Consider the following 12,734-nt stretch of genomic DNA (forward strand, 5'->3'; position numbering starts at 1 on the left):
GGCTTGCTCGCGATGGGATCGACGCGGTTTGTTTGAAACACCGCGCCGCCTGAATCGCGAGCAAGCCCGCTCCCACAGGTTTATGGAGGGTTTACACCGACGGGCCGGTGCTGACGGTCAGTACCGGCAGGCTCAGGCGCTCCAGCAGGGTCGCTTGGGCGCTGCGCGGGTTCTGGTTGCCGGTCGGCGTGTTGCGCACGTAACGGCCGTCAGACTGCAGGCTCCAGCTATGGGTGTTGTCCGTCAGGTAGCATTCCAGCTCCTTCTTGACCCGCAGAATCAGCTTTTTGCCCTCTACCGGGAAGCACGTCTCGACACGCTTATCGAGGTTGCGCTCCATCCAGTCAGCACTCGACAGGAACATCTGCTCTTCGCCGCCATTGAGGAAGTAGAACACCCGTGTGTGCTCCAGGAAGCGGCCAATGATCGAGCGCACGTGGATGTTGTGCGAGACGCCCGGAATGCCCGGACGCAAGCAGCACATGCCACGCACCACAAGATCAATGCGCACGCCGGACTGGCTGGCCTTGTACAGGGCGCGGATGATTTTCGGGTCGGTCAGCGAGTTGAACTTGGCGATGATGTGCGCAGGCTTGCCCTCTAACGCGAACTGCGTTTCGCGGGCAATCATGTCGAGCATGCCTTTTTTCAGGGTAAACGGCGCATGCAGGAGCTTTTTCATGCGCAGGGTCTTACCCATGCCGATCAGTTGGCTGAACAACTTGCCGACGTCTTCGCACAGCGCATCATCCGACGTCAGCAAGCTGTAGTCGGTGTACAGGCGCGCGTTACCGGCGTGGTAGTTGCCCGTACCCAAGTGCGCGTAACGCACGATCTCGCCCGCTTCACGGCGCAGAATCAGCATCATCTTGGCGTGGGTCTTAAAGCCCACCACGCCGTAGATCACCACTGCACCTGCCGCTTGCAGACGGCTGGCCAGTTGCAGGTTGGACTCTTCGTCAAACCGCGCACGCAATTCGATCACCGCGGTCACTTCTTTACCGTTACGCGCGGCATCAACCAGCGCATCGACGATTTCAGAGTTGGCGCCGCTGCGGTACAGGGTCTGGCGCACAGCCAGTACATGCGGGTCTTTGGCCGCCTGACGCAGCAGATCGACCACCGGGGTGAAGGACTCAAACGGGTGCAGCAGCAAGATGTCCTGCTTGCTGACCACGCTGAAAATGTTCTCGCTGTTCTGCAACAGCTTCGGAATCGCCGGGGTGAACGGCGTGTATTGCAGCTCCGGGTGGCTGTCCAGACCGGTGATGCTGAACAGACGCGTGAGGTTTACCGGGCCGTTGACCTGGTACAGCTCGGTCTCTTGCAGGTTGAACTGCTTGAGCAGGTAGTCCGACAGGTGTTTCGGGCAGGTGTCGGCCACTTCCAGACGCACCGCATCGCCGTAGCGACGCGAGAACAGCTCGCCGCGCAGGGCACGGGCCAAGTCTTCTACATCTTCGGTGTCCACGGCCAGGTCGGCGTTACGGGTCAGACGGAACTGGTAGCAACCCTTCACCTTCATGCCCTGGAACAGGTCATCGGCGTGGGCGTGAATCATCGACGACAGGAACACGTAGTTGTCGCCTGGGCCACCGACCTCTTCAGGCACTTTGATCACACGTGGCAACAAGCGCGGCGCCGGGATGATCGCCAGGCCGGAATCGCGGCCAAAGGCGTCAATGCCTTCAAGCTCAACGATAAAGTTGAGGCTCTTGTTCACCAGCAGCGGGAACGGGTGCGTCGGGTCGAGACCGATCGGGGTAATGATCGGCGCGATTTCATCGCGGAAGAACTTGCGCACCCAGACTTTGATCTTGGTGTTCCAGTAACGGCGACGGATAAAGCGCACCTGATGCTTTTCAAGCTCGGGCAGCAGAATGTCGTTGAGGATCGCGTATTGGCGATCAACGTGGCCGTGTACCAGCTCGCTGATCCGGGCCAGCGCCTGGTGCGGCTGCAAGCCATCGGCGCCCGCTTGTTCGCGGGCGAAGGTAATTTGTTTCTTCAGGCCCGCCACGCGAATTTCGAAGAATTCGTCCAGGTTGCTGGAGAAAATCAACAGGAACTTCAACCGCTCAAGCAGCGGGTAGGACTCATCCAGCGCCTGCTCAAGCACCCGGATGTTGAATTGCAACTGCGAGAGTTCGCGGTGGATATACAGGCTGCTGTCATCCAGACCCGGAATGGCAATGGCTGGCTGCGCCGCCGCTGGCGCTTCAGGCGCAGCAGGTGCGTGAGCTTCCGGCACGGGCGGTGTCTCAGTGGCCTGCTCCACAATGGGCTCAGCCTCAGTAGCAACGAGTTCTGTCTGTCCTTCGGTATTCATTGAATGTTCCTGTAAGAGCGGGTTTGACTCTCGTGACCGTTTAGCGGCGCGTGCAATCAAGCTGCCAGAATGCCACCAACGCCAATGGGTTTAAACCGCTCAGAGGCGCTTTATGCGGGCTGGAGCCGATTAGAGGGCTTTTTGTCAATTTTGTTCTGCAACTGCCGTACAAGTAGTCGCTGCCGCAGGCTGCGATAAGGACCGCAGGGCCTTGGCTTTTAAAACAGGGCTGCTGCGCAACCCATCGCAGCCTGCGGCAGCGGCTACAGATTTTTAAATGCGTCGCGCGCGACCGTTATAGCAACGTGTCATGAATCCTAGATGACAACCCTTATGATGTAGGTCAAATACTTACGATTTGTAGGAATTGTTCATGAGAAGACACAGTTCGATACTTTCCTGAACGTCCCTTAAGGCGTAGGCTGCGCGTTCATTTCTCCAGCATCCAGACAATGCTCCAACAATTTCTTCAAGAATTCGGTTACTTCGCCCTGTTTCTAGGGACGTTCTTTGAAGGTGAGACCATCCTGGTTCTCGCAGGCTTCTTGGCGTTCCGCGGATACATGGACCTTAAACTGGTCATGATCGTGGCGTTCCTCGGCAGTTATGCCGGCGACCAGCTGTGGTACTTCCTGGGGCGCAAACACGGCCGCAAATTGTTGGCGCGCAAACCGCGCTGGCAACTCATGGGCGACAAGGCGCTGGAGCATATCCGCAAGCACCCGGACATCTGGGTCTTGAGCTTCCGCTTTGTGTACGGTCTGCGCACCGTCATGCCCGTGGCCATTGGCCTTTCAGGCTACCCGCCGGGCCGCTACCTGCTGCTCAACGGGATTGGTGCCGCCATTTGGGCCGTTGCCCTGGCCACCGCCGCCTACCACTTTGGTGCCGTGCTTGAAGGCCTGCTGGGCAGCGTTAAAAAGTACGAGCTGTGGGTACTGGGCGCCTTGCTGGTGCTGGGCGGCTGCCTGTGGCTGCGCCGGCGCTTCAAAAACGCGCGCCTGGCCAAACAGACCGCGCTGGAAGAAAAAAACAAAGCCGCTGAAGTCAACACCCCACCTGCGGAATAAGCCGGTGTGTGCGCTCGCACACACCCTCTCCTTGGGCGCTGCACCGCAGCGCCTGCGTGATCGCGGAACCTCCCACTGGCATCAGTTGCCAAATAAAGAGACAGTAACGCCACGAACAAGGAGACCCACCATGACCACCAAAAATATTGCCGTTGTTCTTTCCGGCTGTGGCGTCTATGACGGCACCGAAATCCACGAAAGCGTGATCACCCTGCTGCGCCTCAGTCAGCGTGGCGCCCACGTGCAATGCTTTGCGCCGAACATTGCGCAACTGCACGTCATCAACCACCTGACCGGCGAAGAAATGCCCGAGTCGCGCAATGTGCTGGTCGAGTCGGCGCGTATCGCCCGTGGCGAGATCAAGGACATTCGAGAAGCCAAGGTGGACGACTTTGACGCGCTGATCGTACCCGGCGGGTTTGGCGCCGCCAAAAACCTTTCTAGCTTCGCCACTGAAGGCGCTGCCTGCAGCGTTCAACCCGATGTTCTGGCCCTGGCTGAAGCCTTTGCCGAAGCGGGCAAACCGATCGGTTTAATGTGCATTTCCCCGGCCATTGCCGCCAAAATCTACGGCCCTGGCGTGACCTGCACCATCGGTAAAGACGCAGACACCGCTGCTGCGGTAGAAAAAATGGGCGGCACCCACCAGGAATGTGAAGTCTCTGACATCGTCGAAGACAAAGCCCGCAAACTGGTCAGCACCCCGGCCTACATGCTGGCTCAGTCCATCAGCGAAGCGGCTTCTGGCATCAACAAAATGGTTGACCGCGTCCTGGAACTGACCCAGCACGCGTAATCAGCCCCGCGCGAGCCGGGTCAGAATCCGGTCCAGTGCATTGGCGAACGCCTGCTTGTCGCGTTCGCCATAAGCACCCTGCCCGCCGCCGACCTGGCCTTGCTCACGCAGATCGGTAAACAAATTACGCACCGCCAGACGCTCGCCCATGTTCTGCGCGTCAAACTCTTTGCCGCGCGGGTCCAGCGCTGCCACGCCCTTCTTCACCAGCCGGTCAGCCAGCGGCACATCGCTGCAAATCACCAACTCGCCGGGCACGGCATGCTCGACCAAATAGTCATCCGCCGCATCCGGGCCACTGGGCACCACAATCAGCTTGACCAACGTATACGTCGGCTTGACCTGACTCTGCCCGGCCACCAGCACCACCTCAAACTGACGCTTGAGCGCAAACTTGATGACCTGATCCTTCGCAGCCTTGGGGCAAGCGTCTGCGTCGATCCAGACACGCATGGGGTAGCTCCTGATAATAAGCAACAAAAAACGGTGGGAGCGGGCAAGCCTCGCTCCCACCCCTGTTTAAGAAGCCTGTTCCCGACGTTTTTCAGCCAGTCTGCTACGGCTGTAGAGCACGATGATCGCGAGGATGGCGATGGCTTGTGCGCTGAGCGAGTAGGCGTCTGCGTGGATGCCGAGCCAGTCGAACTCGAAGAAAGGCACAGGTCGTGTGCCAAAGATTCCGGCTTCCTGCAGAGCTTTGACGCCATGGCCGGCGAAGACGACGGACAAGGCGCACAGCAGCGCGGCGTTAATGCCGAAGAACACGCCCAGTGGTAATTTGGCTGAGCCGCGCAGGATGATCCACGCCAGGCCGATCAGCAGCACCAGCGCCGTGGCGCCGCCCGCCAGTACGGCGTCATGCCCGGCCGGGCCCGCTTGCAGCCACAGGGTTTCGTAGAACAGGATTACTTCGAACAGTTCGCGGTACACCGAGAAGAACGCCAGCACCGCAAAGCCAAACCGCCCGCCGCCGCTGACCAAACTGCTTTTGATGTAGTCCTGCCAGGCATCGGCGTGGCGGCGGTCGTGCATCCACACGCCGAGCCACAGCACCATGACGCTGGCAAACAGCGCGGTGCAGCCTTCGAGCAGTTCGCGCTGGGCGCCGCTGACGTCAATCACATAGGCGGCCAGCGCCCACGTGGCCAAGCCCGCGACCAAAGCCAGGCCCCAGCCGATGTTGACGCTGCGTACCGCCGATTGCTGGCCGGTATTGCGCAAGAAGGCGAGGATCGCCGCCAGCACCAGAATCGCTTCCAGGCCTTCACGCAGCAGAATCAACAAACCCGAAATGTAGCTCAGGGACCAGCTCAAGCCATCGCTACCCAGCAGTCCGGCAGACTCTTTGAGCAAGGCTTTGGCCGCGTCCAGACGCTGCTCGACCTGTTCGATTGGCAAGCCGTCTTGCAGCGATTGCCGATACGCCATCAGGGCTTTTTCGGTGGTTTTACGCACGCTGCTGTCGACGTTGTCCAGCGAGCTTTCTACCAGCTCAAAGCCTTCCAGATACGCCGCTACAGACAAGTCGTAGGCTTGCTCACGATCGCCCTCGCGATAGGCCGCCAGGCTTTTGTCCAAGGTTTGGCTGGTGTAATCGAGCAACTGCGCCGGGCCGCGCTTGACCTGCGGCGGCTGCGCCCGTTGTGCGCGGAACGTGGCAGCGGCTTGCGGACCTTCTGCGGCCAGCACTTCGCCGGGGGTCTGACGGGCCAATTCAGCGAGGTCGTAGGTTTTGTCTGCTTTAGCCGCCGCTGGGTCTGCACTCAGGCCCGCCACATAGGTGGCCAGGTCCCAGCGCTGACGGTCGTCCAGTTGGTCGGCAAAAGCAGGCATGTCGGTGCCTTCAACGCCCAGCGCCAAGGTGTTGAAAATCGCGTAGAGGCTCAGGCGGTCAAGACGCGCAGCATCGCGCAGGTTGGCCGGTGGCGGGGTCATGCCCATGCTGGCCGGGCCGTCCCCGGCGCCGGTGGCACCATGGCACACCGAGCAATGCAAAGCGTAGAGCGGCTCACCGCGTGCAGGATCCGGGGTAATCACCGGCGCTTGGCTGACTTCGTAAGCGACCGCCAGCTTGGCCCCTAACTGGCGCGCTTCACGGGCGACCTTGGCGCCGTCTTCGCGCTGTTCAATGGCCGATTGCAAGGCCTCAACACCCTGCGCCAACTCCACACGCTCAGGGCGTTCAGGCAAGTCAGCAATCAGGCCCTTGAGGACGGTGAGGAACTCTAACTGTTCGTGATACTCGGTTTCGTCGATGACTTTGCCGTCTTCGACCGTAGGCGGATAGTCCGCTCCGATGTAGTCAATAAGGTGCAACGCTTGGGAAGCACCTTCTGGGGAATTGGCTGAAACAGCGAGGCTGCACAACGCGAGCACTGGCACCATCAGCCAGGCCAAACAGCGCGATCGGGCGGTCATTGAAAGATCCGGGTGGAAATGAGAAGTAACACATTGTTCACTTCCAATGACCGCGACTCAAGATTTTTAGGTGGTGGCGCGGTGCAACGTCGCCAGAAACCCTGCGGCACCCACGAACAAACCGGCAAAGGTGCGGTTCAGGCGGCGCTGCTGTTTGGGCGTGCGCAGCAGGCGCAAGACCTTGGACGCCAAGCCGGTGTAACCGGCCATGACGATCAAATCGACGGCGATCATGGTCACACCCAGGGTCAGGTACTGGCTCACCAACGGCTCGTTCGGGTTCACAAACTGCGGCAGCACCGCGAGCATGAACACTAGCGCTTTGGGGTTGCTGACATTCACCAGAAAGCCACGAAACACCAGCGCCAGCGGTTTACCGATGGGGCGGATGGCCGAGTCGTCGCTGAGGTCGGACGGCAAGGCTCGCCACTGTTTAACGGCGAGGTAAACGAGGTAGGCCACGCCAAACCATTTGATCGCGTAGAAGGCGGTGGACGACGCGGCGAGGATGGCACCGACACCGGCGGCGACAATGAAGATTTGCAGGGCCAGACCCAGTTGCAGGCCCAGCGCATTCCAATAGCCGCGCCAGAAGCCGTATTGCAGGCCGCACGACATCGACGCAATGGCGCCTGCGCCAGGCGACAGGCTAATGACCCAGCAAGCAGCGAAAAAGGCCAACCACGTTTCCAGCGACATCGCACACCTCGGACAAAAACTGTAACAAGTCCTTAAGCTAATGCGCGGGCTGAAAATTAACCAGATGTTTTTAAATCCAAACCGTTGGAGCTGCCGGAGGCTGCGATCTTTTGACGTTGCTTGAAGATCAAAAGATCGCAGCCTGCGGCAGCTCCTACAAAGTTATGGGGCCTTACAGATCGCCTTCGCGCCAGCGGCGCACGGAGCGCTGGAAGAACAAGCTGTTGGGGACTTGCACCATGCTGCTGCCACTGCCGGCTTCGGCAGGCTCAACCAGGGTGGTGTACAGCAGGTTGATGGCCACGACGCGACCTTTGACCCCCGGCTTGTCGAGGGTATCGAGCAACTCCACCACGTCGCCAATGCGAAACGGCCCCACGGTAAAGATCAACACCGCGCACAGCAGATTGGACAACACGCTCCACATGGCGAAGAAGGCAATTGCCGCCACCGCCACGAAGCCTGACAGCGCGGTCCACAACACCGTGGCCGAAACGCCCAGGCGCTCGAGGACGAAAATGACCGCGCTGCCCATGATGAACCAGCGCAACCCGCCTCGCAGCGGCAACAGCAACTGCGACGGCAAAGGGTAACGCTCGCCCAGGCGGGTCAGAAAACGTGCAACCACGCGCTGCAGGAAGTACCCCGCCAGCAGGATCAGCAAGATCTGCACGCCGATCCACAGGGGCGCGATCAACTCGGCCGGTACGGGTAAGTTGAGCGACTCCATCAGGACAGGGCTTCAAGTTCGGCTTGCAAGGTCTCAAGCACTTCCAGGGCTTCCATCCAGCGCTCTTCGAGCTGGCCTTCGAGCACCTTGAGCTTGGCCTGATCGGCCAGCAACTCACGCAGTTCGTCTTTGCGCGCCGCCTCGTAGACGCCGCTGTCACCGAGGCTGGTCTCGATCCGGGCGAGCTTTTCAGTGACCTTGCCCAACTCGCTTTCGAGCTTGTCGGCTTCACGCTTGTGCGGTGCCAGTTGCTGACGCAACGCAGCCGCCGCCTGCCGCTGAGCCTTTTTATCGGTCTTGTCCGGGTTGATTACGGTGTTGCTCACCGGCGCATTGCGCAGGCGGTAATCAGCCAGCCAACGGGCGTAGTCGTCGAGGTCGCCATCGAACTCCTGGACTTTGCCATCGGCCACCAGCAAGAACTCGTCGGTGGTGCTTTTGAGCAAGTGACGATCGTGAGACACCACCAGTACCGCACCACTGAACTCTTGCAAGGCCATGGTCAGGGCCAGGCGCATTTCCAGATCAAGGTGGTTGGTCGGTTCGTCGAGCAGCAACAGGTTCGGGCGTTCCCACGCGATAAGCGCGAGGGCCAGACGGGCTTTTTCACCGCCCGAGAAGTTCAGCACCGGCTCGTCGATGCGCGCCCCACGGAAGTCGAACCCGCCGAGGAAGTCACGCAACACTTGCTCACGCTCGGTCGGCGCCAGACGCTGCAAGTGCAGCAACGGGCTGGCCTTGGAGTCCAGTGAGTCGAGTTGATGCTGGGCAAAGTAACCGACCGAGAGGTTTTCGCCACGGGCCAGACGCCCCGCCAGCGGAACCAGCTCACCCGCCAGGTTTTTGATCAGGGTCGACTTACCGGCACCGTTCGGGCCGAGCAAGCCGATACGGGCACCCGGCACCAGTTGCAGCTTGACCTTCTCAAGGATGGTTTTGTCGCCGTACCCCAGGCGCGCGTCCGACAAGTCGAGCAACGGGCTGGAGAGTTTGACCGCTTCACGGAACACGAAGTTGAACGGTGAGTCGACATGGGCCGCGCTCAGTTCTTCCATGCGCTCAAGGGCCTTGATGCGGCTCTGTGCCTGACGGGCCTTGGTGGCCTGGGCCTTGAAACGGGCGATGTAGCTTTCCATGTGCGCACGTTGCGCCTGCTGCTTCTCGTAGGCCTGTTGTTGCTGGGCCAGACGCTCGGCGCGGGCACGTTCAAAGGCGCTGTAACCCCCGCGATAGAGGGTGATTTTGCGCTGTTCGACGTGTGCAATGTTATCGACCACGGCGTCGAGGAAATCCCGGTCGTGGGAGATCAGCAGCATGGTGCCGGGGTAGCTTTTGAGGAAGTCTTCGAGCCACAAAATGGCGTCGAGGTCCAAGTGGTTGGTCGGTTCGTCGAGCAACAACAGGTCGGACGGGCACATCAGGGCCTGGGCCAGGTTAAGGCGCATCCGCCAGCCGCCGGAGAAGTCGGCGACCGGGCGGTCCATTTGCTCGTTGGTAAACCCCAGCCCGGCGAGCATTTTGCGCGCCCTGGCATCGGCGGTGTAACCGTCGGCGCTGTCCAGTTCGGCATGCCAGCGCGCCTGCGCGGCACCGTCGTGGGCGGCCTCAGCCTGGGCAAGATTGGCTTGCACCTCGCGCAAGCGCTGGTCGCCATCGAGCACATAGTCGATCGCAATGCGATCGAGGGTGTCGATTTCTTGCCGCATGTGGGCAATCCGCCAGTCGGCCGGTAGCAGACAATCCCCGGAATCAGGCGTCAACTCACCCAGCAGCAAGGCGAACAAAGTGGATTTACCGGCGCCATTGGCGCCGACCAAACCGGCTTTGTGGCCGGCGTGCAGGGTCAGCTCGGCGTCTTCTAGCAGACGCTGAGGGCCACGCTGTAAAGTCAGGTTCTGAAGTCGGATCATAATGGCCGCGGAGTCTACCAGCTTCCCTCTCAACTGGCGCGAATTGCACTATGCAGACCGATCTGTGGAATTACTGTTTGAAGGTCTATGCCCTGCCCGGCATTGAACACGCCTGTTTAAGCCTGCAAAGCCAGGGCCTGGATGTGTGCCTGCTGCTGTGCGCAGCGTGGCTGGAACACCGGCGTATCGCCTGCGATGAGGCGCGTTTTGAGTGCTTGCGGGCCTGCGCCGAGCCTTGGCAACGCGACGTCGTGCAGCCCTTGCGCCAATTACGCACGCAATGGCGCGAAGCGGCCACGCACGATGACGAACTGTCTGCGTTACGCGGGCTGATCAAAGGCTTGGAGCTGGAGGCAGAGCGGACGTTGTTGCGACGTCTGGAGGCGGCAACCCTGGGCTGGTTGCCAGCGCAATCGCATGACACCTGCGACTGGCTACAAAGACTGGTCAGCCAGGTTGAACACCCTGATCACGGCGCGCTGCAAACGCTGCGCGCCGCAATCAACCACGCTTAAGAAGCGTTGGTAGAGGTTGTCGCCGGCGTTGCGGGTGTCGCTGCAGCAGGTGCCGCGGCCGGTGTTGGCGCTGCGGTTGCGGTGGTTGCTGTGGTTGCAGGCGCAGTCGCAGGTTTTGCCGCAGGCTTGGCAGCTGGTTTTGCGGCAGCTGGCTTTCTCACGGCTGGCTTGGCAGCGGGTTTGGCCGCAGGTTTAACCGCTGGCTTGGCAGGTGCCTTGGCCGCAGTAGAAGCCGGTTTGGCCGCTGCAGGTTTAGCCGCTGGTTTTGCAGCAGCAGGTTTGGCCGCTGCGGGCTTGGCCGCCGGGGTTCTGGCCGCTGGCTTGGCGGCTGCGGATGCAAGGGCTTTGGCAGCAGCAGGTTTAGCGGCGGCAGGTTTGGCTGCAGGTTTTGCAGCAGCAGTGCGAGCTGTCGCTGGTTTGGCGGCTGGCGCTTTAGCCGCGGCCGGTTTGGCGGCAGGGGCTTTGGCAGCAGGTTTTGCCGCAGCGGTTTTAGCCGCAGGCTTGGCCGCTGCTGGCGCTTTGGCTGGAGCCTTGGCAGCAGGTTTAGCAGGTGCCTTGGCGGCAACCGGTGCTTTGGCCGCAGGCTTTTTAGCGCTGGCAGCAGGCTTGGCGGTGCGAGCCGTCAGGGCCTTGCCAACGGCCTCTTTAACCCGGCCAATGCCTTGGGCCAACTTGAGGCTTTCTTGAGCATCACGCTTGAGTTGCTGGATATAAGCGCGCGTTTCGGTTTGGCGGTCTTTGAGCGAGTCCAGCAGTTGCTCAAGTTCTTTCACGGAAGACTTGGCTTTGGCTTGTGCCTTGGACTTGCCAGCGTGAGCGGCTTCTTGCAGTTTTTCACGCGCCTTGTGCAGTTTTTCCTGAGCTTTGCCGCGCTGTTTTTCAAGCTTGGCGAGCAACTTCTCAGCATCAGCCAGCGCTTGGGAACAGGCGCTTTCCAAATGCTCAAGCAGGCTGCCTGAGAGTTGTTGGAGCAAGTGCAACGGCGTATTAACAGACTTCTTGTTGGCCGACATGGTTTACCTCCTGGCTGAAGTGAGTGCGGCTCATACTAGACCTCTGTAAGAACCGCCGCTAGATCATGTTGACACTAACCATAGCAGTGGGTTGCATAGCGCCGGAAAACTTGTGCCAGATCACTTTTTAGCGGCCTGTTCAGATAAATTTTTTGGCCACTTCTGCGTTTATTAAAGCCCCCCGATATTTCTCCCAAACAATCGTGCTCGCACAGGCATAATCGCTCGCACTGAAGACCGGAGACTGCCCATGTCGCGTGCCCTTTTATTGACCTTGTTGTGCGTTGCCTGTTCGGCTCATGCGGCCCCGGCGCAAAGCCCGCAAGCCGCGCACGACCTGGCCTACAGCTTGGGTGCGAGCCTTGGCGAGCGTTTGCGCGAAGACGTGCCGCAACTTCAGATCCAGGCCTTGATCGACGGTTTGCGCAGCGCTTATGAAGGCAAGCCGTTAGCGCTGAGTGATGAAAAAATCGAGCAGATATTGGCTGCGCATCAGGCACAAATCGATGCCGAGCCCGCGCAACCGCAGAGCGAAGTTGCACTGAACGCCGAGCGTGATTTTTTATTAAAAGAAAAACAGAAAACCGGCGTTCGCGAGTTGGGCAACGGCATTTTGGCGACTGAACTCAAGGCAGGCGCCGGGGCAAAACCCGATGCTCAGGGTTCGGTGTACGTGAACTATGTGGGACGTTTGCCGGACGGTACGGTTTTCGATCAGAGCACGCAGCCACAGTGGTTGCGCCTGGACAGCGTGATCAATGGGTGGCGCTTGGCGTTAGCGCAGATGCCAACCGGTTCGACATGGCGGCTGGTAATACCGTCCAATCAGGCGTACGGGGCTGAAGGCGCAGGGGATTTGATCGCGCCTTACACACCGCTGGTGTTTGAAATCGAATTGCTGAAGGTGCAATAAGACAACTATCTGTAGGAGGTGCCGCCCCGTCTTCGACGCCGCGCTGTCGCGCAGCAAACAGGCCACCGACTATCTTCAGCATCCCCCAATCGGTTCCCTCTCCTTCGGGAGAGGGCTAGGGTGAGGGGGGTCTTGATTTGAGAGGGTTTGAGTACATATCCATTGCTGCGGCAACGGCCACTTAGGGTTCCGCCCTTACGGCGCGTCACTTTGAAAGCGCAAAGTAACCAAACGCTTTTTGCCCCAACCCCTCGGGGCCTCGCTGTGGCTCGGCATGCCCTCACCACAGGCCTTACTCCGTGGGCCCGCCGCGATCGGCCATCCATGGCCGTGTCGCGACT

11 protein-coding genes are annotated in these 12,734 nt (G+C 60.1%); 4 read left to right on the plus strand and 7 right to left on the minus strand.

What is annotated here, in order from left to right; genetic code table 11:
* Positions 1 to 91 precede the first annotated feature (91 nt).
* Positions 92 to 2,329 carry a polyphosphate kinase 1 gene (gene ppk1, locus QMX84_RS17615; RefSeq protein ID WP_048366897.1) on the minus strand — a complete coding sequence of 746 codons (2,238 nt, stop codon included), beginning with the start codon at positions 2,327 to 2,329 and terminating at the stop codon, positions 92 to 94.
* A 452-nt stretch (positions 2,330 to 2,781) separates the two neighbouring features.
* Here ppk1 and QMX84_RS17620 point away from each other — a divergent pair, with 452 nt between their 5' ends.
* Both QMX84_RS17620 and elbB read left to right on the plus strand, forming a co-directional pair.
* A complete protein-coding gene (locus QMX84_RS17620; RefSeq protein WP_048366898.1) occupies positions 2,782 to 3,399 on the plus strand; it encodes a DedA family protein in 618 nt (205 codons plus the stop codon).
* A gap of 130 nt (positions 3,400 to 3,529) precedes the next feature.
* Complete coding sequence (gene elbB / locus QMX84_RS17625) at positions 3,530 to 4,195, plus strand: isoprenoid biosynthesis glyoxalase ElbB (protein WP_282364404.1); 666 nt, start codon at positions 3,530 to 3,532, stop codon at positions 4,193 to 4,195.
* Here the strand turns inward: elbB and QMX84_RS17630 are convergent, their stop codons facing one another.
* From QMX84_RS17630 to QMX84_RS17650, 5 genes are all read right to left on the minus strand, one after another.
* The gene (locus QMX84_RS17630; RefSeq protein WP_048366900.1) at positions 4,196 to 4,648 is read right to left on the minus strand and encodes a YaiI/YqxD family protein; all 453 of its coding nucleotides are present in this window, start codon (positions 4,646 to 4,648) and stop codon (positions 4,196 to 4,198) included. It lies immediately after the preceding gene.
* A gap of 66 nt (positions 4,649 to 4,714) precedes the next feature.
* A complete protein-coding gene (locus QMX84_RS17635) occupies positions 4,715 to 6,613 on the minus strand; it encodes a cytochrome c/FTR1 family iron permease (RefSeq protein WP_282364405.1) in 1,899 nt (632 codons plus the stop codon).
* A gap of 66 nt (positions 6,614 to 6,679) precedes the next feature.
* Complete coding sequence (locus QMX84_RS17640; RefSeq protein WP_048366902.1) at positions 6,680 to 7,312, minus strand: LysE family transporter; 633 nt, start codon at positions 7,310 to 7,312, stop codon at positions 6,680 to 6,682.
* Positions 7,313 to 7,484: 172 nt separating this feature from the next.
* Positions 7,485 to 8,042, minus strand: coding sequence for a mechanosensitive ion channel family protein (locus tag QMX84_RS17645; RefSeq protein WP_048390485.1), 558 nt, complete (start codon positions 8,040 to 8,042; stop codon positions 7,485 to 7,487).
* Positions 8,042 to 9,952, minus strand: coding sequence for an ATP-binding cassette domain-containing protein (locus QMX84_RS17650; protein ID WP_282364406.1), 1,911 nt, complete (start codon positions 9,950 to 9,952; stop codon positions 8,042 to 8,044). Before QMX84_RS17650 ends, QMX84_RS17645 begins: the two co-directional genes overlap by 1 nt.
* A gap of 50 nt (positions 9,953 to 10,002) precedes the next feature.
* Between QMX84_RS17650 and QMX84_RS17655 the strand changes: the two genes are divergently transcribed.
* The gene (locus QMX84_RS17655) at positions 10,003 to 10,467 is read left to right on the plus strand and encodes a TIGR02444 family protein (RefSeq protein WP_282364407.1); all 465 of its coding nucleotides are present in this window, start codon (positions 10,003 to 10,005) and stop codon (positions 10,465 to 10,467) included.
* Here QMX84_RS17655 and QMX84_RS17660 read toward each other — a convergent pair.
* Positions 10,464 to 11,480 (minus strand): AlgP family protein, encoded by a 1,017-nt coding sequence (locus QMX84_RS17660; protein WP_282364408.1) that lies wholly within the window; start codon positions 11,478 to 11,480, stop codon positions 10,464 to 10,466. The genes QMX84_RS17655 and QMX84_RS17660 overlap by 4 nt on opposite strands.
* Before the next feature lie 250 nt (positions 11,481 to 11,730).
* Between QMX84_RS17660 and QMX84_RS17665 the strand changes: the two genes are divergently transcribed.
* Entirely contained in the window at positions 11,731 to 12,393 is a 663-nt protein-coding gene (locus QMX84_RS17665) for an FKBP-type peptidyl-prolyl cis-trans isomerase (protein WP_282364409.1), read from the plus strand.
* Positions 12,394 to 12,734 lie beyond the last annotated feature (341 nt).

Source organism: Pseudomonas sp. PS01297, from assembly GCF_029959305.1.
Lineage (GTDB): Bacteria > Pseudomonadota > Gammaproteobacteria > Pseudomonadales > Pseudomonadaceae > Aquipseudomonas > Aquipseudomonas helleri.